The 20,420-nt window shown below is 54.0% G+C and carries 20 protein-coding genes and 2 pseudogenes; 10 read left to right on the top strand and 12 right to left on the bottom strand.

The window, feature by feature from the left end:
* Nucleotides 1–5 precede the first annotated feature (5 nt).
* The 3 genes from AC2TCY_RS21240 to AC2TCY_RS21230 are packed head-to-tail and all read right to left on the bottom strand — an operon-like array spanning nucleotide 6 to nucleotide 2,026.
* Nucleotides 6–461, bottom strand: a complete 456-nt coding sequence (locus AC2TCY_RS21240) for an OsmC family protein (protein WP_480850605.1) — start codon at nucleotides 459–461, stop codon at nucleotides 6–8.
* A gap of 18 nt (nucleotides 462–479) precedes the next feature.
* Nucleotides 480–1,145 carry a malonic semialdehyde reductase gene (locus tag AC2TCY_RS21235; protein ID WP_480850535.1) on the bottom strand — a complete coding sequence of 222 codons (666 nt, stop codon included), beginning with the start codon at nucleotides 1,143–1,145 and terminating at the stop codon, nucleotides 480–482.
* Nucleotides 1,142–2,026, bottom strand: coding sequence for a fumarylacetoacetate hydrolase family protein (locus tag AC2TCY_RS21230; protein ID WP_480850534.1), 885 nt, complete (start codon nucleotides 2,024–2,026; stop codon nucleotides 1,142–1,144). Before AC2TCY_RS21230 ends, AC2TCY_RS21235 begins: the two co-directional genes overlap by 4 nt.
* A gap of 84 nt (nucleotides 2,027–2,110) precedes the next feature.
* On the opposite strand from AC2TCY_RS21230, the gene AC2TCY_RS21225 reads away from it, so the two are divergent.
* The 5 genes from AC2TCY_RS21225 to yghX all read left to right on the top strand — a co-directional run bounded on the left by AC2TCY_RS21225 (nucleotide 2,111) and on the right by yghX (nucleotide 7,002).
* On the top strand, nucleotides 2,111–2,497 hold the full coding sequence (locus AC2TCY_RS21225; RefSeq protein ID WP_480850532.1) for a YciI family protein: 387 nt from the start codon (nucleotides 2,111–2,113) through the stop codon (nucleotides 2,495–2,497).
* Between the two features lie 42 nt (nucleotides 2,498–2,539).
* Entirely contained in the window at nucleotides 2,540–3,205 is a 666-nt protein-coding gene (locus AC2TCY_RS21220; protein WP_480850530.1) for a GntR family transcriptional regulator, read from the top strand.
* A gap of 1 nt (nucleotide 3,206) precedes the next feature.
* Complete coding sequence (locus tag AC2TCY_RS21215) at nucleotides 3,207–4,505, top strand: malonyl-CoA decarboxylase domain-containing protein (protein WP_480850528.1); 1,299 nt, start codon at nucleotides 3,207–3,209, stop codon at nucleotides 4,503–4,505.
* Nucleotides 4,502–6,025: a malonate--CoA ligase gene (locus AC2TCY_RS21210; RefSeq protein WP_480850526.1), complete on the top strand. Its 1,524-nt coding sequence runs from the start codon at nucleotides 4,502–4,504 to the stop codon at nucleotides 6,023–6,025. The genes AC2TCY_RS21215 and AC2TCY_RS21210 overlap by 4 nt, the downstream gene beginning before the upstream one ends.
* 89 nt (nucleotides 6,026–6,114) lie before the next feature.
* On the top strand, nucleotides 6,115–7,002 hold the full coding sequence (gene yghX / locus AC2TCY_RS21205; RefSeq protein WP_480850524.1) for a YghX family hydrolase: 888 nt from the start codon (nucleotides 6,115–6,117) through the stop codon (nucleotides 7,000–7,002).
* A 399-nt stretch (nucleotides 7,003–7,401) separates the two neighbouring features.
* Here yghX and AC2TCY_RS21200 read toward each other — a convergent pair whose 3' ends face one another.
* Nucleotides 7,402–8,313, bottom strand: coding sequence for a LysR family transcriptional regulator (locus AC2TCY_RS21200; RefSeq protein ID WP_480850522.1), 912 nt, complete (start codon nucleotides 8,311–8,313; stop codon nucleotides 7,402–7,404).
* Nucleotides 8,314–8,825: 512 nt separating this feature from the next.
* On the opposite strand from AC2TCY_RS21200, the gene AC2TCY_RS21195 reads away from it, so the two are divergent.
* Nucleotides 8,826–9,722 carry a LysR substrate-binding domain-containing protein gene (locus tag AC2TCY_RS21195; protein ID WP_480850520.1) on the top strand — a complete coding sequence of 299 codons (897 nt, stop codon included), beginning with the start codon at nucleotides 8,826–8,828 and terminating at the stop codon, nucleotides 9,720–9,722.
* 346 nt (nucleotides 9,723–10,068) lie between these two features.
* Here AC2TCY_RS21195 and AC2TCY_RS21190 read toward each other — a convergent pair.
* A pseudogene (locus AC2TCY_RS21190) lies at nucleotides 10,069–10,740 on the bottom strand (IS6 family transposase); the annotation flags it as partial.
* 65 nt (nucleotides 10,741–10,805) lie between these two features.
* Nucleotides 10,806–10,988 carry a DUF3604 domain-containing protein gene (locus AC2TCY_RS21185; protein WP_480850518.1) on the bottom strand — a complete coding sequence of 61 codons (183 nt, stop codon included), beginning with the start codon at nucleotides 10,986–10,988 and terminating at the stop codon, nucleotides 10,806–10,808.
* A gap of 67 nt (nucleotides 10,989–11,055) precedes the next feature.
* Here AC2TCY_RS21185 and AC2TCY_RS21180 point away from each other — a divergent pair.
* Nucleotides 11,056–11,259, top strand: a pseudogene (locus AC2TCY_RS21180) (IS5/IS1182 family transposase); the annotation flags it as partial.
* Between the two features lie 86 nt (nucleotides 11,260–11,345).
* Here the strand turns inward: AC2TCY_RS21180 and AC2TCY_RS21175 are convergent.
* Nucleotides 11,346–11,948, bottom strand: coding sequence for a TetR/AcrR family transcriptional regulator (locus AC2TCY_RS21175; RefSeq protein WP_480850516.1), 603 nt, complete (start codon nucleotides 11,946–11,948; stop codon nucleotides 11,346–11,348).
* Between the two features lie 113 nt (nucleotides 11,949–12,061).
* Here AC2TCY_RS21175 and AC2TCY_RS21170 point away from each other — a divergent pair, with 113 nt between their 5' ends.
* Together AC2TCY_RS21170 and AC2TCY_RS21165 are read left to right on the top strand one after the other, a co-directional pair.
* On the top strand, nucleotides 12,062–12,763 hold the full coding sequence (locus AC2TCY_RS21170) for a PspA/IM30 family protein (protein WP_480850514.1): 702 nt from the start codon (nucleotides 12,062–12,064) through the stop codon (nucleotides 12,761–12,763).
* Between the two features lie 46 nt (nucleotides 12,764–12,809).
* On the top strand, nucleotides 12,810–13,100 hold the full coding sequence (locus tag AC2TCY_RS21165) for a YiaA/YiaB family inner membrane protein (protein WP_170327328.1): 291 nt from the start codon (nucleotides 12,810–12,812) through the stop codon (nucleotides 13,098–13,100).
* Here the strand turns inward: AC2TCY_RS21165 and AC2TCY_RS21160 are convergent.
* Genes AC2TCY_RS21160 through AC2TCY_RS21140 form a run of 5 tightly spaced genes read right to left on the bottom strand, consistent with a single transcriptional unit; the run spans nucleotide 13,097 to nucleotide 18,150 of the window.
* Complete coding sequence (locus AC2TCY_RS21160) at nucleotides 13,097–14,071, bottom strand: hypothetical protein (protein WP_480850512.1); 975 nt, start codon at nucleotides 14,069–14,071, stop codon at nucleotides 13,097–13,099. The two genes, AC2TCY_RS21165 and AC2TCY_RS21160, sit on opposite strands and share 4 nt — an antisense overlap.
* Nucleotides 14,071–15,177, bottom strand: a complete 1,107-nt coding sequence (locus AC2TCY_RS21155) for a hypothetical protein (RefSeq protein WP_480850510.1) — start codon at nucleotides 15,175–15,177, stop codon at nucleotides 14,071–14,073. Before AC2TCY_RS21155 ends, AC2TCY_RS21160 begins: the two co-directional genes overlap by 1 nt.
* On the bottom strand, nucleotides 15,174–16,358 hold the full coding sequence (locus AC2TCY_RS21150; RefSeq protein WP_480850508.1) for a hypothetical protein: 1,185 nt from the start codon (nucleotides 16,356–16,358) through the stop codon (nucleotides 15,174–15,176). The genes AC2TCY_RS21155 and AC2TCY_RS21150 overlap by 4 nt, the downstream gene beginning before the upstream one ends.
* Entirely contained in the window at nucleotides 16,355–17,230 is an 876-nt protein-coding gene (locus AC2TCY_RS21145) for a ThiF family adenylyltransferase (RefSeq protein WP_480850506.1), read from the bottom strand. Before AC2TCY_RS21145 ends, AC2TCY_RS21150 begins: the two co-directional genes overlap by 4 nt.
* The gene (locus AC2TCY_RS21140; protein WP_480850504.1) at nucleotides 17,227–18,150 is read right to left on the bottom strand and encodes a hypothetical protein; all 924 of its coding nucleotides are present in this window, start codon (nucleotides 18,148–18,150) and stop codon (nucleotides 17,227–17,229) included. Before AC2TCY_RS21140 ends, AC2TCY_RS21145 begins: the two co-directional genes overlap by 4 nt.
* Nucleotides 18,151–18,840: 690 nt before the next feature.
* On the opposite strand from AC2TCY_RS21140, the gene AC2TCY_RS21135 reads away from it, so the two are divergent.
* The gene (locus tag AC2TCY_RS21135; RefSeq protein WP_480850502.1) at nucleotides 18,841–20,193 is read left to right on the top strand and encodes a serine hydrolase domain-containing protein; all 1,353 of its coding nucleotides are present in this window, start codon (nucleotides 18,841–18,843) and stop codon (nucleotides 20,191–20,193) included.
* Nucleotides 20,194–20,420: the final 227 nt, after the last annotated feature.

Raw genomic sequence — 20,420 nt, 5'->3', positions numbered from 1 at the left:
CTTTTTTATTTGTTTGCTTTGACCCAGTTGACGGTCAGGTCGGTGCCTGCCGCTTCAAACAGTTTTGCAATGGCGCAATACTTGGCTGTCTCCTCGCCCACGATTGTCAGTTCTTCCTGCCTAGCGGGCGTTTCGCAATTCACGGTGAGCTCGATTTCCGGAAACGGAACAACGATCTCCTCCTCCATCAGAACACCGCGCCGATCCAACCTGCATTTCGCGTCTATCGTCACTGTGCCAAGATCAATTCCCAAACGGTGCGCGTTCTTGTGTCCAATGACGTTCGTACACGCGATCAAGGCCGCCATGGCCGTTTCGGTCGGAGACGGACCAAGGTTTGTGCCGCCCCGTTCGAGGGGCTCGTCGATTACCACTTCCAGATCGCGAATAGGTATCTCGGTACGCGCATGTGTCGGGCACTGAGCTGTCGTCCGGTAAGTCACGACAGGTTTCACTTTCATTGCCACGGCGTAACCTCCTCATGCATAAGAGCAAACCTTTTCAAACGGAAAACGCGGCAGCTTGTGAAACAAACCGGTTTCGTCCGCGTAGCCCAGATTGCAAAGAAAGTTCGACTTGAGCGTCGTGCCCGCGAAGAATTCATCGTCGACGAATTTGTTCGAAAATCCTGACATCGCGCCAACGTCCAACCCGACAGCCCGGGCGGCGATCATGAAGTAGGCGCCCTGAAGCGTTCCATTGCGAAACGCTGTATCGGCTGCATATTCGGGATTGTTTTCGAACAATGACCGACGATCTTCGTGTGGGAAAAGAAAGGGCAATTCCTTCCAGAAGTCTTTGTCATAGGCAATGATCGCCGTGACCGGCGCATCCATCATCTTTGGCACGTTCTTCGGCTTTAACGACTTAGCAAGGCGCTCTTTTCCTTCTGCACTTTTCACAAAAACGAAGCGGGCGGGCAGCGTGTTCATGCTGGTCGCGCCGTTGATCGTGATGTCATAGATCTCTTCAAGCAGTTCGTCAGAAACTGGCTTGTCAGTCCAAGCGTAATGAGATCTGGATTCGCGCAGGATCAAGGCAATTGCGTCGTCTGAAAGACGTGGAATACGCTCACGCAGATCGCGATGATCTTGCTGCGCCTTGGCGCGAAGTGCCTCCAGTTCTGCCCCGGTCGGTGCACTCATGCTGCGGCCACCTTCGATCTGGCATCCTTTTCGTCGATAATCGGGCTGGCGCAGACGCCTATGCCTTCAATCTCGACTTCGACGGTTTCGCCAGGCTTCAACCAACGAGGATTTGGCTTCTTGGCGTGCCCAACACCCGGTGGTGTTCCCAGAGCAATGAGGTCTCCGGGCTCAAGAGTGGTGTACTCCGAAATCGTCGCTATGACCTGACGAACACCCCATATCATGTTGGCAGTGTTCGAGCTTTGAAGGATTTCATCGCCCACACGGCTTTCGATCTTCAGACCTGACGCTCCTTCGGGCAGTTCGTCTGGTGTTACGGTGAAGGGACCGATCGCGCCCGTGTCATCAAAGTTTTTGCCTGGCGTCCATTGAACGGTTTTGCGCTGATAGTCTCGCAGTGACCCGTCATTGAACACGGTGTAACCAAAAACATAGTCCAACGCGTCCTCTTCCGAGATATGACGACCACGTTTACCAACAATCAGCATAAGCTCGGCTTCGTAGTCGAGTTTTTCCGAACACGCAGGCCGCACCATAGGTTGCCCTGCAGCCATGATCGAGTTCTTCCCGCGCATAAACAGCGTTGGATACTCCGGGATGTCGTACCCGCCCTCTTTGATGTGATCTGTATAGTTCAAACCCATGCAAATGATCGTGCCGGGTGACGCCACGGGCAACGCTGGCGCGACAGAGGATACAGGCACACATTCTGCAGAGTCGATTTTTCCAGCCAGCGATTCGGCCAGTTCAGGCTTGCCGATCAAACCCATCAAATCAGGACCGACGGCAGGGTCCAAAGCCGTTAGATTCACCGCGTTTTCACCGTTCACGGCAAATACCGCTGTGCCCTCCGGAGTCTCTCCCACCACGTATCTCATTTTCACCATCCATGTCAGTTCGCTTGATTTTTGCCGACTATTTTGCCATATGTCAAATAATATCGATATTTTTGGAGGCGATTGATGGTTGCCTGGGCAGACTACAAATCAGAAGCAAAGAGCCGTGGCGCACTGGCTTTGGAGCTTTATGCTGCAATGAGTACGCCAGCCAAAGCACCCGAAGATGTGAAGGCGTCGCTTCCCGATCATTTGGCATATCAGGCGCAGCTTGAACGCGCGGGACAGCTGGCTTTTGCAGGGCCAATGTCGGATGAGACTGGTGAACACATGCAAGGAATGGGCCTGATTATCTATCGTGCTGACAGTCTTGAGGCCGCCCGAAAACTAGCCGAGGACGATCCGATGCACCAAAGCGGTGCGCGCAACTTTGTACTTCGGCGCTGGATGATCAACGAAGGTTCGCTGAACCTTTCAGTCGGCCTATCGACCGGAACGAGCGCCCTCAGTTAAAAGTACCCCGAAGAATGCGCATTCACAGAGGAATAGCCGGATATGGACGTCATGCTTGATACCGAGGGCAAAGAGAAATCAGCCACTCATGGTGCATATCGACGGCTGCGCGATATGATCCTGACAGGCGAGTTGCCTCCGGGACAGAAGCTCAAGATCGAACAACTCCGTGGTTTGCTGGACACTGGCGCAAGCCCGGTTCGCGAAGCGCTTAGCCTTCTGACCTCTGACATGCTGGTTGAGCGGATCGATCAGCGCGGATTTCGGGCGGCGCCGGTCAGCAAATGCAACTTCGAGGAAATCCTATTGCTGCGATGCAACCTCGAGGAAACAGCGCTGCGCGCTTCCATCGCCAACGCAGATGGCGCTTGGGAGGACAGGCTAGTCTTGCGCCATCACCATATGAAAAAGGCCAGTCAAAAGGGTGTGCCTGACTTCGAAGACGCCCACAAAGCGTTTCATATGGCCTTGTTGGAAAATGCAAAACTGCCGTTGCTGTTGCGGTATTGTTCCCAGCTTTATGACCTCAACATTCGCTACCGTTATCTGGCAGCGGGAGGGCCAAGTTACAAAAAGCGCGATATCGCTGCCGAACACCAGCAAATCCTAGATGCCGCACTCGACCACGACGCAGACAGCGCAACTCGGCACCTGGTCGATCACTACCGGCGAACAGGCGAGTACCTAAGCAGCCAGATGGAGCCCTGAAATGCAGCGGAATTGGTTTCTGGGTGATCTATTAAACCATTTGCTGGACCGTCCCGACAAAAGGCGTGGCAAGGATGACAAACGATCCATTGCCGAGCTATGTGAGGCGCTTCTGTCCGCAGAAGGTGAAGTATCGGGCTTCACGCTCGCGTCTACGATTCTAGATCGCTACCACACCCTGGATGACCCCGAGAAACTAGACTTTTTTGCCTATTTGAATGACCATCTAGAGCTAGACGCGGATCAGCTTTCCCAAACGGCGCGCCTCTACGCCAGTGATCGAAGTGTCGATCTTTATCAAAGACTTAATGAAGTTGCAGAGCCAAGGCGGCAAGAGTTGTTGCGCCGGTTGAACCAGCCGTCTGGTGCGACGCAAGAACTTGTGGCCATGCGCGTTGACCTGCTGCGCTTTCTCAAATCCAACCCGGAACTCAAGCGAACAGATATCGATTTCGTCCATTTGTTGCGTAGCTGGTTCAACCGGGGCTTTCTTGTTCTCAAGCAAATCAGCTGGGATACCCCTGCCCGTGTTCTAGACAAGATCGTCACCTATGAGGCGGTGCACCAGATCAACGATCTGGACGATTTGCGGCGAAGGCTCTACCCGCCAGATCGTCGTTGTTTTGCGTTCTTCCACCCTGCGATGCCAGATGAGCCACTGATATTTGTTGAGGTCGCTCTGACCGCTGAAATCCCGGCTGCGATTGACACGCTTCTTTCCGAGGCTCGAGAACCGATCGAAGCCGAGCAGGCAAAAGTCGCGGCGTTCTATTCCATTTCAAACTGCCAAAAGGGTTTAGCGGGCATCAGCTTTGGTAATCTATTGATTAAGCAAGTTGTGACCGAGCTTTCGCGAGCTCTTCGAGGGCTTGATACCTTTGTGACCTTGTCGCCGTTACCGGGGCTGAAGCGTTGGCTGGCCGGGGAAACAGAACGTCCGGAACACGGCCATGCGGCCCAGGCCGTGTTGGCAGAAACAGCAACGCCGCAGGTCATACGTGCGATGGCTGCCCGATACTTAATGTTCGCCAAGCGCGAAGACGGGATGCCACAGGACCCTGTGGCCCGCTTTCACTTGGGCAATGGTGCCGAGCTTCATGAATTGCATGCTGAAGCAGATCTGTCGCCAAACGGACGCGCCCAATCCGGAGGCGCGATGGTCAATTATCTTTACGATTTAAATAAAACAGAACGTCACCACGAAGAATTCGCGACACGTGCCACGATCCAAGCCTCGCGTTCTGTTCGCGCGGCCTCAACCGCAGCGCTTGCGGTCAAGCCAAGGGAAAATACAGCGTGACAAATACTCTATACGACAACTTGTTTGCCCACCACGAGGGCAACACGACTCCGTTCCTGCAACTCGACGATGGCCAGGTGGTTTCTTATGACGCGTTTCAGAAGCGGGCAGCGCAGATCGCGCATGTCCTGAAGAATAGCGGAGTTTCCCCTGGTGATCGCATCGTTGTGCAGGCCCCCAAGCTGGCCGATACAATCGCGCTCTACGCTGCTTCGGTTCAGGCAGGTGCCGTCTACTTGCCGCTTAACACTGCCTATACCTTGGCAGAGTTGGACTATTTCATCTCTGATGCACAACCCGCATTAATCGTCTGCGACAGCATCGACCAAGTTGAATTCGAAAAACTGGCAGCCCGGTATGATGCAAAGCTGCTGACATTGGGTGGCAAAGATCCAAGCCTGAGCCACGAGGCCGACGTACAGCCTTGCGTGTTCGAAACCGTGAATCGCGCGCCAGAAGACCTCGCAGCGCTTCTTTACACATCAGGCACCACCGGCCGGTCCAAGGGCGCGATGCTCAGCCACCGAAACCTGCTTTCCAATGCCCAAACCCTTGTAGATTTGTGGCGCATCACCGACACTGATCGCTTGATTCACGCGTTGCCCGTCTTTCACACGCACGGGCTTTTCGTGGCTATGAATACGGCACTACTCGCCGGTGCCCAAATCAGGCTGATGGAAAAGTTCGACATAGACACGATCTTGGAAGAGTTGCCCCAGTCAACCCTTCTGATGGGAGTTCCAACCTTCTACACAAGGCTGCTGGCGGACGACCGGTTCACGAAAGAAATCACAGGGACCATGCGCCTATTCGTTTCTGGTTCTGCCCCCCTTCTAGCCGAAACCCATGTGGCGTTCGAAACGCGCACGGGCCACCGCATCCTTGAGCGCTATGGCATGACCGAGACGAATATGAACACCTCGAACCCCTATAGCGGTGAGCGTCGCGCAGGAACCGTCGGCATGGCGCTGCCGGGCATCGAGGTGATCTTGACCAACCCTGAAACCGGAGAGCCATCGGCCCAAGGCGAGGTTGGAATGATCGAAATACGTGGCCCCAACGTATTCAGCGGCTATTGGAAAATGCCCGATAAAACAGCCGCAGAGTTGCGAGAGAACGGTTTCTTCATCACCGGCGACTTGGGCCAATTCAGTGAGGATGGCTATCTGTCGATTGTGGGCAGGTCAAAAGACCTGATCATTACCGGTGGCTACAACGTCTACCCCAAAGAAATTGAAGACACCCTGAACGACATAGATGGTGTTAGGGAATCGGCAGTTTTCGGAATTCCCGACAACGATTTCGGTGAAGCAATCATCGCCACTCTGGTTGCTGAGCGAGACGTAAAACTTGACACGGATCAGATCGCGGAGACCATCAGAAACAAGCTGTCACGCTTCAAACATCCGCGCCGCTACGAACTCGTCCTGGAATTGCCACGAAACACAATGGGAAAGGTTCAAAAGAACGTGCTGCGCGAACAGCACGCGAACAAGGAGCAGTCGCCGGCCGCATCATAGAAAACCTGTCCAGACGCTCAATCATATCAAAACCGTCAGATCGGATAATACCGCCCCTTCAGACTGCCAAACTCATTAGGAGATCCACAATGACCCGCATGACGGCAAAAGACTTCGACCAGGAACTTCTGGACCTGTACGACTTTTACGCGCACGGCAAGATCACCAAGCGCCAATTTCTGGATCGCGCCGGCAAGTTTGCGGTCGGCGGCGTGACGACGGTCGCGTTGCTGAACATGCTCAGCCCAAATTATGCACTGGCTCAGCAAGTATCATTCAACGATCCCGATATCCACGCTGACTACATTACTTATCCTTCACCGAACGGAACCGGTGATGTCCGGGGCTACCTAGTTCGGCCCGCCGGCGTTGAAGAGCCATTGCCCGCGGTGCTGGTAATCCACGAAAACCGAGGCTTGAATCCTTACATCGAGGACGTGGCGCGCAGATTGGCGAAAGCCGGATTTATGGCACTGGCTCCAGACGGCCTGACTTCTGTGGGCGGATACCCAGGCAACGACGCGGATGGGCGCGAACTACAAAAGACAGTGGACCGGGTCGAGTTGATGAACGATTTTTTCAATGGGTTCGAATACCTATTGAACCGAGATGATTGCACTGGAAAGGTCGGCGCTGTTGGTTTCTGCTACGGCGGCGGTGTGGTCAGCGCAATTGCCGTGGCCTATCCCGAACTGGCTGCTGGTGTCCCGTTCTACGGGCGCCAGCCAGCGGCCGAGGATGTGGCCAAAATTCAGGCGCCGTTGCTTGTTCAGATGGGAGAGCTTGACGAACGCATTAACGCGGGCTGGCCAGATTTTGAGGCCGCCCTGCAGGCCAACGATAAGATTTATGAGGCCTATATCTACGAAAATGCCAACCACGGCTTCCACAATGACAGCACGCCACGTTACGACGAGGGAATGGCAATCCTAGCCTGGGACCGCACAATTGATTGGTTCAACACCTATCTGAAGTAATTGGTGTAAGCTACGAAGTCAGTCATTCGTTGATATCGCTTCGTGGCAATCCACGGTTCGTCTTGGCCTGCTATCCCAACCATTGGATGTTTTATAGAGTCGAAACGATGGGAGAATATTGTCGAAGTGGTTTTAGGTGAAGCGATCCATCGTTAAGTGTTCAACTCATCTACGGATTAAACGCACTATCACTTTAATGCCGCTGATAGCAGCCATGATCATGTGTTCGGAGAAGGGCTGTTCTGAGACCGAATTGACCAATGCCGCATTTACCAACCAATGCCAGATTTTTGATCGAGGTGCCCCGTCAGTTCTCTTTAAATTTCGGCTGGGCTTTTAACCACTCACAGCGGATGGGACCGGATTAACTTGGACAACTGCGATCGTTTCTATGCGTGGTTAGCCGTTCATTTGGTTCACTTCGGCATCCCGAAACCGCCGCGCGAGATAATCCACGAACGCGCGGGTTTTTGGTGCCAGATTCCGCCTTTCGGCAAACAATACGACGATATCTGTGCTGGGTGGTGCATACTCCGGCATCACGTGAACAAGTTCGCCGGAGCGAAATTTACTGTTTGCCATATAGCAGGGTAGCCGTGCGATCCCGATACCAGCCAGCGCGGCTCTGAAGACAACATCGGTGCTGTTTCCCTCAAAACTGCCCGTTGCTTCAAATCTTTCGCCTGCCTTCTGTTCGATACTATTCCAAGCGTTCCGCTGGCTTCTCCCCGAAACCCTCAGGCAATTGTGTTCGGCCAACTCGGCAAAACTCGACGGTGATCCTATCCTCTCAAGGTATTCGGGTGAGGCACATAGCACCCTACGACTCTGCATAATGCGCCTGACGACCATATCTGGGTTCTTCCGTTGTTCAGCAAAGCAAATCGCCGCGTCGAACCCTTCATTCCGAAGATCAATCTCCCGGTCGGTCAGATCCAACGATACTTGAACCTCAGGATTCTCTTCCATGAATTCAGGCAGAGCAGGGATCAGCTGTGACTTACCAAAGGCAACCGTGGATGCGACTCTGAGCACTCCGCGCGGGATACCATCAAAGTTATGAATCATCGCCTCGGCCTCTTTGAATTTGTCAGCCATCGCTTTGCATTTTTCGTAGAACGCTTGGCCTTCCAATGTCGGGGAGACACCCGTTCTGGTGCGATTCAGAAGGCGATAGTGCACCTGACCTTCAAGTAAACTGATCTGCTTGCTCACAGCCGATGGGGTTTGCCCCATTGATCGTGCGGCCGCAGAGATACTTCCCTGCTCGACAACTGTCGCAAAGATTAACATTTGCGCAGAAATATCCATGTCATGACCCTTGCTATTCCAATCTGGCATGGGGCCTTTGCCAAATTGCTGAACTGTGAGCGCTACCAAATACAGCTACCCCTGCAGTGCAGCATAAATACTGCATCGCAGCAAGAGACGAGGCAATATCATGGCAATTACACGATCAAACAGCGGCCTGGATGTTGTTTTCGAAGCTGACTGACTCACTTTACCAAAGGACCGTGTCGTGCATTATGCCAATCGACGTCGGCTTCAGAGATACCGGAATCTTGCCGTTCAACCTTGCTCATACTCGTAGGATCGTTTCGCTTTGTAAGCAGGGCACGGAACGACTCCCTGATCTTTTCAAGGAAGGTGAGCGAACCTTCGGCGCTTGGGACTGTGGCTTTACGATGTGATACAAATTCACGAGGATCTGCGTATTTAATGGATCTCTCCTGTTTTGGAAATACACCCAAAATCTGAGTTAACCAGGAATCTCACAAGCGCCGTTTCTTGACACTAATTGTTCCAAAAAGTCACAATCAATCATGCCAAGAAATTTACCGCCCCTAAATCCGCTACGCGCCTTTGAGGCTGCTGGAAGGTTGGGTAGCTTTACCCGTGCAGCGGAGGAATTGAACGTATCGCACTCTGCAATTTCCCGTCACGTTCGCGGGTTGGAAAAGCGGCTAAACGTGCATCTCTTCCGGACGCAAAAATCCGGTGTTGCCCTCACAGAACAAGGGCAAATCTACTTGGGTCAGATCACACCCGCTCTTGATCAAATTGCAATCGCAACAGACGCTCTGATCTCTGTGCCCGAAGGCGTCGTTACTATGACGACAGAGAGTGCCGTAGCGCAAAAATGGCTGGTGCCGCGACTACCGCGACTGAAAGATGCGCATCCGGAAATAGACCTGCGACTTTCGATCACAACTGAGGTCATGGATATTGAAGCGCATGACTTCGATCTGGGCTTAAGATATCTTCGCACCCACCCAGACGAAGGATACGACCTGTTGTTCCCATCTCTGGTCAGAGCATTTGCCGCCCCAAACTTTGCGCCACATGCCAGCTCTAAGGCTGATCTTGAGGCTCTGGCATCCGGCCCATTGATTGAAGAGGCAACCTTCCGTCTTTGGCCAGAATGGTTCTCAAAATCTGGTTTGAAAGAGGTTCCTACTCTTGATCTGCCTCATCCATTAGGAGCGCTGCTATCAATCCAGTCAGCCGTGGCAGGCTTGGGGGCGGTTCTGATGGATCAGCACCTTTGTCAAACAGAGGTTGAGACGGGTGCGTTGGTGCGCCTCAACGACGTGGAAATTCGTTTTGGAGGATATTACCTCGCCACCAACCAACGCGCAGGAAGGCGGCGAGCCGTCCGTGTTGTGCGAAAGTGGCTGCAGCAGGAGGCGCGATCCGGTCAAGGGGTCGCTATTGCATAGTTACTCGCAATTGGCAGTATGAAAGGATGTGTCGCAAACTATAACGCCTAAATGACGAACATACGTGATCTGACGTTTGTTCCCGTCGAATAGTTTTCGAACAGGTTTCGGCACGATCTCATTGAAAGGCTGTCATTTCCCCAAGGATACGGTTTTGTAGCTGTGTACTTCTATCTGCGGTACACGATGTCCTGTCGTGACCTTGAAGAGATCATGGCCGAATGCGGCGTGCATGGGCCTGTGCACTCGAGAACGCTTTGAACGCGCGATCGACGCCGCCAACGCCTATTATGGCGACTTCGATTTCTGCGTGATCGCCGGAGATCTTGCAGACAACGGAGAGATATCCTGCGATTTCGGAAAATAGCCGAAAGGCAGATGTCGTAGTGCTGGGGAATTGCTGCTTTCGGATCATGTTGGCGACCTCAATGCCGTCCAGAGTAGCCGAGGCGGATCTGAACGACTTGAACCCGCACATGTGCCGTATGCGACGCTTGATGAACCTATGATCCTGCTCGATCAGGTTGTTCAAATACTCGGACCTGACTGTTTGGATTTTGGCTGAGCAGCCAAACCGATTAAGGATTTTGTTCACTTCTCGAATGCCCGCCGCATTAGCTCCACTTTTGTCGATGACGATCTTTCCTGGAATTCCATTAGAAGACAGCGCTTTGGCAAAGAACCTGGCTGCTGCTGGACGGTTCTTCCGCTCAGACAGCATAAAATCAAGGGTATTTCCAGCTTTGTCGACGGCCCGATAGAGGTACATCCATTTGCCGCGAACACGAACATATGTTTCATCCATGCGCCAGGAACTCAGCGTTGGTCGCTTCTTTGATTGCGCGCGCACTGCGATCATCGGTGAATACTTTGCAACCCACCTGTTGAGAGTGGCGTGGTCCACCTGCACGCCGCATTCGGCCATGATCTCTTCAAGGTCACGACAGGACATCGTGTACCGCAGATAGAAGTACACAGCGTACAAAACCGTATCCTTGGGGAATGACAGCCTTTCAATGAGATCGTGCCGAAACCTGTTCGAAAACTATTCGACGGGAACAAACGTCAGATCACGTATGTTCGTCATTTAGGCGTTATAGTTTGCGACACATCCGTTTCGATCACTCTCACGTAGTAAACCGCGTTGTTATCCGGATCAAAATCTGGGTCTTGCCAATACGCGGCGAGTTCCACGGAACCGATTGAGTTGCTGTACTTCGCAATTTCAACGTCTACCGTCGAGCCCCAACTTAGATGGAGACACATTGGGTTCGCGTGCACGACCATCCTCTCCAATTTCTCGGCCATCGGCGACGGCCACATCAAAGATCCGCTTATACACGCTTGCATCCCGGGTCGAAAGCAACGCAAAACAACCGTGAATTACGACAAACGCCGATACAAACGGCGTAACCGGATTGAGATCATGTTCGACAGGCTCAAGGACTGGCCGTGTGTGGCCACACACTACGAAGGATGCCCAAAGGTCTTTCTATCAGCTATCGCTCTCGCTGCCATCGCCATCTATTGGTCATGAATCCTGACCCTAAGAACCCCGTCGAAATCCCAGGCGACAATGGTGTTTGGATCACGTGCGATACTCGATCTACTCATATGATCATCCTATACCTTCTGCCCTGACTGATACCCCCGCAAGTACTGGGAAACGAACTCCGTCAATTCCGCCCGGACCAAATCCGGTTCCAAGGCGACGAACCGCCCCTCCAACGAGAGTTTGACGATGCCATGCACAGCAGAAAACACGGTTCGCGCACGCGAAGCCAATGTGTCTTCATCTAAGTTGGGGCTCAATTGCGATAACGGGCCGACAATCTCGGCAATGAGCACCGCGTGTTCTTCAAGGTGCCATTGCGGGACAGGTACTCCTGGTTGCATACGGTGATCAAACAATGCGGCCCACAGGTTCGGGTTCGCAGTACCGAAATCCAGATAAGCCAACGCTAGCGCAAGAAGCTTGTCCTGGGGCGCGGTTTGCAACGCAGAGGCGGTCTGCAATGACGCATGCAAGCGTGCGAGTGTGCGAGAGTTGACCGCCAGGATCAGAAGGTCCAGGTCTTCGAAGGCGTTGTAAAGACTGCCGAGAGCACATCCGGCATCTTTTGTGACATCACGGGCGCGCAAAGCAGCCAAACCTTGCGTTTCAATGCGCTTTTCCGCAGCAATCAGGATTTTCTCCTTCAGTATTTCTCTTTTACTTTTAGCCACTTAATCCTCTTGGCTCCAATTATAATGAACGACGTTCATTTTTAATATTGAACAATGTTCAGAATCATTTCATAGTCACTCCATGAACAATGTTCATAAATGAGGAGCCAACGATGTTCAAACAGTTTGCCACTTTAATAAGAGGCCGGGCCTTTGAGGCGGCATCCGTCGTAACCGACCGCAATGCTCTGCCTATTTTGCGCCAGCAGATCCGGGACTGCGCCCATGCTGTCCAGATGTCCCGCAAGGCTGTTGCCGTCGCGATGGCCCAGAACGAACAGGAGGTTAAGCAGCACGAACGACTGACCCAACAGATCGCGGATCTCGAAGGCCGCACTTTGGATGCGCTGCTGAAAGACCGTGAGGATTTGGCAAGGGATGCGGCCGAGACAATCGCACATCTCGAAGCAGAGCGTGATGTATCAACTCAGGCGCAGGCCCGGTTTGATACTGAGATCGCCCGCTTACGCACCGTCCTGCGCGAGGCTGAAACCCGGTTGCGGCAGCTGCAGCGTGGTCAGCGTCTTGCCACGGCCACCGACAATACGCAGCGCCTGCAACAAGTGGCACCCGACAGCGGTTTATCCACTTTGCGCGAGGCTGAGGACACCCTTCAGCGTTTGCAAGAACGTCAAAGCGAAATTGATGCCACAGCGCGCGCCATGACCGAGTTGGAAGCGACTGGCTCGGCCGAGAACATGCGCGACAGGTTGGCCGAAGCAGGGTGCGGTAAGCCTTTGCGATCAAGCACTGATGACGTGCTCGATCGCCTGAAGAAAAAGGTGAAGAAATCTGACAAAACGAAATCGAACTGACGACCAAACTGAATTTAACCGACAAAAAGCTGAAAGGAATTGATCCATGAATACCGAAGAAAACCTGAACCTGCCGCAGTCCAACGCCTGGAACATGTTCACTATTGGCTCGTTCATTGTCGCGGCAGCGATGATGGCCGGCGGCATCTACTTCCTCGAAGCCAGCTTTGCAGCAAAAGGGTTCTACTCCATGTCTGCGCTGATGTTAGTGCATACCACCGTTTCGATCACCAAGACCCTGCGCGACCGTGAAGAATCACAGCGTCTGCACAACCGGATCGAAGACGCAAAAACCGAAAAACTGCTGAAAGAGGTGGGCGAGAATATCGCTGCCTAAACAATAACCTCGCGCATAGACAGGCGCGTTCGGCTGGGGGTGGCACCATTTGCTGCCCCCAATCTTAACGCGTTGAACAAGACCCTGTCAGTCGGCACAGAAAAACGATCCGAGACGGCTGCGCATGTGCCCGGATCATCTGCCAGCGCCGCTGCAGGCCATCCCACCAAGCCACGTGCAGTAGCTTGCAACCAGGATCGATAAAACGACCGACCTGCCTCGACCATCGACCCGTTTTCAGGCCAGTGGAATAGTGCGATTGCCCCTGCTTCACGGCTGCGCGCGGCCTCACCCGACAGGTGTGGGCCAAGACCCAGCACCGACAACAGATCATAAAGTCTGCCACCCAGAACGAATGGCGCGAACCTTGCGGTTGTTGCATCCATGGCAAGCACCTCTCGGTTCAAACCATCGGTGTGGTAGTTCGGATCGCCCTCACGCAAACGCATCCAACTCAGCAACTCGGAACGAAAGGCTTTGGATCGCATAACGCGGGCTGACGCGGTGTCGATTTGCTTTGCAAGCCACTCGATCTGGGCCGCATCTTCGACCAATGTCATGTGAGCGCTGCTCCAGTTCTCAAAAGCACCTTGAGGAGGAGGCGCAAAGCCCCCGCGATGTGTCAGACGTTTCGACGTTTCCACGGCCAGCTCTGCATCCTCTGCGTCACCCGTCGTCTTAGGAGTAATGCAGGCAATCTTGCGCAAACCTGCCTCCTCCGGCTCGTCTGATACGGTTACTTCTGCACCAACCCCGTGCGCAGCCAGGGCCAGTACGGTGCCTTCCACCGCCGCACCACATGAGACTTCCAAATCGCGATCATTCGGATCACCAACAGGCAGGCGCCGTGACAGTTCAGCATGGATCTCAATACAACCCGCCCGCAACCGCCATCGCGCTGGCTGCGTGTTATGCGCCGAAGGAGCAAGCATCGCTTGCGCAACGATTGCTTCAAAACTCGTGCGGTCCACTACACCAACTCCTTGGAAAACAGATGCAGCCTGTGAAGCGGCGCAGCCCCGGCTTTTTCGGTTTGTCGCAGGCTGGCCGTATTCTCGTCAGCGATCCAAGTGCCGCCAACGGTTTTGTATCCGGCGGTAATCATGTCTCGTGTCATCTCGCTCAGCATCAATGGGTTGACCGAACGACCTTGAAACTCTGGCATTACACCCTGAAAAATGACCACTGCACGATCACGGCGAGCTTTGTAGCGGAGATAGTGATACGGCAGGGACAGACGCATAATCGATCCAATCCGCCGAAGCAACGGGTTGAGATCAGGAATGGCAATCACCGCACCTGCTGGAGCGCCGCGATAGTGCACAACCTTAGAAATTCGCGGGTCCATGATCCACTTCATGTCTTTGGCCTGAAAGTGGAATTCTTCGGCGGTTACTGGAACAAACATAGGATTGTTTTTGAAGCTGCGGTTCAGGATGGCACGCGCATCCTCAAGCCTCTCAGCAATGGTCGCGCGGGTGACGGGTGCAAAAGAGAACCCTTGATCCAGTAACTGCGAGCGTTGCGCGTCGGGCAAGACTTCCGGGATTGGATTGGTATCCAGGCGACGCTCGAAGGTGGTCATGGGAAAGTGCGGCTGAAACCCATTCGCTTCCAGCAGCGCTGGCAAGTGCGGAGGCCCCCAAATCTGGTCGGTAAACGGTTGCTGATTGAAACCACCCGTCATGATTCCAGCTTGTTGCATCGCAGTCAGGTTGAAGTTACCAACCAGCCGGGTCATGCCTTTGGCACGGGTCCAATTTTCTGCTGCTTGCAGTAAAACTGTGGCGACCTCGGGGTCATTTGCGCAATCAAAGTAGCCAAAACATCCTCGCGCCTCGTGGTGCAGGTTGTTCGATCCCCGGTGAAGGTGAGCCGTGATCCGTCCCACGGGCTTGCTGCACCGTTTCACCGAGAAAAACGTGAAATCTGATGCGTCAGAGAACAATGGGTTCTCGATCGACAAAAAGCGTTTCAAATCCGCTTTCATCGGCGAAACATATGGCGTGTCCGCGCCATAGGCGTGAAACGGGGCGGCGAAGAAACTTGAAAAGTCCCGTTCCAGCAACTCAATCATGCTTGCCCCTCACACACCAGAACCTGCGCCATCCTCTGGACCGCGCGCAAGGCGGTACCGGTGCTGTCCAAAGCCGCGATTTCGGGACTGTTGAGCATGATCAATTGCAGAGGGGTGCCAGACAAGAAAACCGCATGGGTTGCATCGAAACGCGAGAATAGCCAATTGACTTGTTCGTCATCCGTGGCCCCCAACTGTTGAACAGGTGTTGTCGTGAAGCTGGCGCGCAGTTCATTCAGGTTCATATCCGCCAAGTCCGCATCGTCCACCAAAATCGCGTCCGGAGACCCGGCAGCCCGTCGAAGCAATGCCAAGCTAACCTTTGGGCCGTGCCCGTCCGCATCGGCAATCTCACGAAGGGCGATCAACTGGCGATCCTCAATCCGCAAGGCAATTGCTGCTTGCCAAATCGCCAACAGCATGAGCGAGGCCAAAATAATCGCCATTACCTGCAGGCTGGACCGCATATCCATTGGCACAATCCCCGAGGTGATCAGCGAAAGCAGAGCGGCCACGACAAATACGATCCCGAAACCACGCAAAGTGTCCCACGGTCGCAATCCGGAGCGGTTCATCGCAATCGACAACCAGCACAGCCCCAGCACCGCCACTCCGCCCAGCCTGACCGGCAGGTCAAGCGTTGTTCCACGCATGAAATCCGTTGCCAGAAACGGCAGGATCAATAGGAATGACAGGCTTATCCAATTGATGGTTCTGTTTTCCGCATGTGACAGGCTGTCCCTATCGCGCCGCAAAACGAACAAAGCGACGCCACCTAATCCAAACAGTTGGAACAGCATCAGCCCCGCAAGTCTTCCAAATTCGATATTGCCAAACTGGAAAAGACCCAACAGCCCGAACGTCACAGCCCCCCACGCACAGAATTGTTTCAGCACCGCAGGCGCGTGGCGGCGCACAAGCCCCTCGGACAGAACAAGTGCCGTCAAAGGGATCAATGCCGCGCAGATGCTTGTGATCGCTGAAAAAAGCCACCCCCAGCCACCCCAGTGGCCGATCCGCGCCAGCATCAGGATGATCAGCACCCACAGGCAGAATTGAAACCGTCTGGCAATTTCTTGCCTCTGCACAAGGTCCTTAAGACGCAACAATACGGTTGCTGCACCCAATGCCGCACATAGTGAAACCCAAGCATCCGCCAAAAAGGTCGCCATATCTGTCATGGAGTCAGCAACCTTTCCATCTGTCGTCGCACCAGTGGACGCATCAACGCGGCAATAAAGCTCGGCAAGGGCCGCTCGACCCTACCGGTGTGAGGGTTCAAGAACCACCCTCGGTAATCCGCGCCATGCGACCGCCCCAGAACAGCCTGAAGCGCCTCTCCTCCCATCAGTGCCCCTGCCATGATCACCATCGGCGCAAAGGACATACGGCTGCGGGCTCCGGCAATCACCTCACCTGCCAGAGCCAGATCAACGTGGTGCCGGGAGGACGAATGGGTCAGTACGTATTCCGCCTCGGCCATTGCTGCCGCATCTCGCATCCCCGAGGTCAGCTCATTCCACTTGGTGCCGCGTGTGGTGTAATTCAAACGCTCCTCGGGCATCGGATCGCCCGGCACTGTGACATAAACTGACGGCAACGGAGACGCATACGCGTCAATTACTGCGCGGTCTTTGGCCCGCGCAGTCCGATACAGCAGCAAGCTGGCGCCAAGATCGTCCGTGCCATTGACCACCACATCCGCGCTTTGAACCAAACGCTCCACATGGTCGGTCCAATCCGCCCCAAGTACTTCTATATCAGCCTCAGGGTTTATTTGCAGACACTGATCACGGGTTGCCTGAGCTTTATCTTGATCGACGGTTTTCAGCGTCGCAAAAAGCTGACGGTTCAGATTGGACACTTCGAACGCGTCCAGATCAGCCAAGATCAATCGACCCACGCCGGCACGGATCAGGGTCATGATTGCACTACCCCCCATTCCTCCGGCTCCACAGACGAACACGCTGGCGTTGCGCAAACTGGTTTGTTCATTTTCGGAAACAAATCCGAGATTGCGGGTGGTGAACTCCTGATAGGTAAAGACTGTCATTTTTTCTGCTCAAGTGGTCTGAGGATGCCAAATTCGTGTCGCGTATCGGCCCATTGCCAGAGTGGCATCGCCAATCGCTGCAATACCGCCGCGAAGACAGCAAGGGTGAGGGCAGCTACTGATCCGCGCGGAACTTCGCGACCGACATAGGACAGCGCTGTCGGCATATCCATTTGCCCCAACTGCAGGACGTCATCGCCCCGGTCATAGTCAAGCTGGTTCTCGCAGAATTCATTAACGACCTGATCGCGATGTTTCGGCGCATCTTCGAAGGTTTTCTTCAAATGATCCGACCCGCCCGTGTAGGCGTTGGTGATCACAAAGCGATCTTCGTCAAACCCCGCATCAGGACCGACGCCAAACACATGACGGTGATGCCGCATGATGCTCCGCGCCAAGTGTAGATGCAAAAGGCTACGCCGGTTTTGAGGTTCGGGCGGTGCCGCAGGAAAAACCCGAGCAAAGCCCTGCCCGACCAGCCCCACCACCGCCGGGACTTGCGTCACATTCGAGACCCAGAGCGGACGCATACCGTTTCGAAACAGGATCAACACACATGTCAGACCATAGAGAACCCAGCTGAAGCCCTGGCTGCGAAGGTCTGGATCAACCATCACCAATCCTAGGTGCAAGACCTCTTCGGATCGATGGCCCAAATTTACATCCATCAACGCCAAGGCATTAAAGGCAACAGGGGTATTGTCATCCCTGCGCGAAATCAGAGTAATCACCGAATGTGCAAGCCGATCGCGATCTCCAGCAAACACGCCGTATTTCAGTTCCCCGGCCGGCAGCGTTTTTGACGCCACACTCCGCAGCTCCGCGACCAGATTGTCCAGCTCATTGCTTGGCATCCACAGGCCAGGGCGTTCGAGAATACGTACGCGATAGCCGCCCGGGATACCTAAACGAATATCCATGTAACGCTGCGAAGCCGCGTTGATAATTGCGCTAAACAATTCCTGTTCCCGTTAATTTCTACTCATCTACGGATCCGAACGAAGTTTCGGCGAGGCCACTACTTGAGATCAATTTTCCTGAAGTCGCATAGCTTCGCCATCAACAGGTTTTTTTCTTTTCAGCGCAAGTCGTGAATTCCAGCAGCATTTAACTTTTCTGTCGCTCGCCAAGTTCTTTTTTATCCGCTGCCCCAAGGACTTTCTGTCCGCAATCGCCCTCGCCGCAACCGTCATGTTTTGGCAATGAAATAAGAACGAGTCCTGACCCTAGGTTCTGGATACTTCAAGATTTGCCAAAAATGTGTAGTCCGCGACGGTCAGGACAGTCCATGGTGCGGCGTAGCTAGATTTCGACACTTCCGCTCAGGGTTCTTCGCGATGATCAGCGAAAGTGCAGAATGCAAACCTGTGACGGGAGATTAAGCATCGAGGACGACCCATTCCGGACCTTCGCCCCTCTGTCAAGATTCTGCGGTCGCAGCCCGCTTTCCCGACATTCGCCGCGAGTGCACGGTTTTGTCGTCAGCGAACTCAGATCGCGGACACTGCTGCCGTTGAATGGTGATCTACAAATGGCCGCTTTGGTTTATTATGCGATCTGGTGGGAAAGAGCTTTCTTGACGGACGGTTTGCGAGGGAGATACTTCATTTATGAGAACCCAAAATGATCATCGCCACTCTCCTGTAACGCCCCTTCTGGCCTTGCTCTTCGGGCTAACTATCTTAGCTAGCCCTACAGCCGCGCAAGTTGCCGAGCCGCAGCGTTCCGACTTCACAATCCCTGCCGACTTAAAGTCTGTCACAGAAGGCCGAGACGGCTTTTCTGCTAAGCAGAGCCAGTCCTATCGACAAGCCTATGACGGAGAAACTCTGACCACCTCCGGCGATGCCGGCAGCTATGCAGCGTCTCGCCTTAGTGAAAGCCTGCCAACAGCAATCGTGCATCGTTATGGACCGGTTTCAGAACTCAGCTACCAGCTGATGCCTGAAGTTGGTGAGGTCAGAGCGACGACCATTCTCGGCACGATGACATTGAACGAGATGATCCAAGACGAAAGGTCTCGGCTCAAAGCAATCGCCGTTGTTCACAAGGGACGGATCGTATTCGAAAAGTATGTCGGCATACGCGATTGGGACAATCACCTCTGGGCCTCTGCAACCAAGATACTGGTCGGGACCCTGGCACACATCGCCAACGAGCAAGGTCTCATCAACCTTGATGAAACAGTTTCCCAATATGTACCTGAACTCGGAGACACACCTTGGGCTAATATCAAGGTGGCTGATGTCCTCCACCAGCGATCCGGTCTTGATATCAGCGAAAGTCGGTTGGGTAGCGCTCCGGACCACCCAGTCAATCTGTTTTACGCCATTGGCTTTGGTGACCCCAATATCCCAGAGGGTCTGTCACTCATGGAAGCGCTGAAGCGCGTCGAGGTTGATGTAGAACCCGGCAGTCGTTTTGAGTACGCGTCTCTCAACACCTACGTCACGACGTTGATCTTGCAGAAGGTCACAGGGAAGCCGTTCGAAGATCTCGCAACCGAACACATCTGGAGCCAAGCAGGCATGGAGGGTGATGGCGTCCTCGGCCTTACCGTCAGTGGAGAACCTTCTTCTCCAGGGGCGTTCGCCGCCAGACTTCGTGATCTGGCCCGCTTCGGAATGCTTTTCACCCCGAGCTGGGACGTTGTCGCAGAAGAACAAGTGGTCTCAGAGGACTACTTCGCAAAGATCCAAGCCGCCGCCGACCCCGCCATCTATGGCGAAGACTACATGAGCAAGCGCCTCCTCAACGACTTTGGCGAAGACGGCTTTGGCGCTTCCTACCAGTGGGATGCTGTTTTCCCGGATGGAGACATGTACAAATCAGGGAGAACTGGTCAGTGCCTCTATGTGTCCCCTGAGACTGACACGGTAGTGGTCTATTACTCGTCCTCTTACCAAGCAGAGGTTTGGGTTCACGCCTACGCCCGCGAAATCGTTCAACAGCTGTTCAGATGAGTTGATTCAAAAGGTGAGTTGGGACGTAGGAAGCCGACATTCGCCGTTGAGCAGAAAACTGGCATGTTGGGCTCCTTGCAGACCTCAGAGGCGACGCAGCATCCTGTGATATCGCCCCTTGACGACGTCGGGTTGCCGTTGTGGGAGGGCATGGCGGATCGAAGGATCAGCCATGGAAACACCAAACTTGCCTGCCATTCGCGCGCTTCGTCCAGTTTGAAACAAGG

The organism is Ruegeria sp. HKCCD7181 (assembly GCF_057221055.1).
Note: the sequence above shows the minus strand (reverse complement) of the source record. Positions and strands in the feature narration are given on the sequence as shown.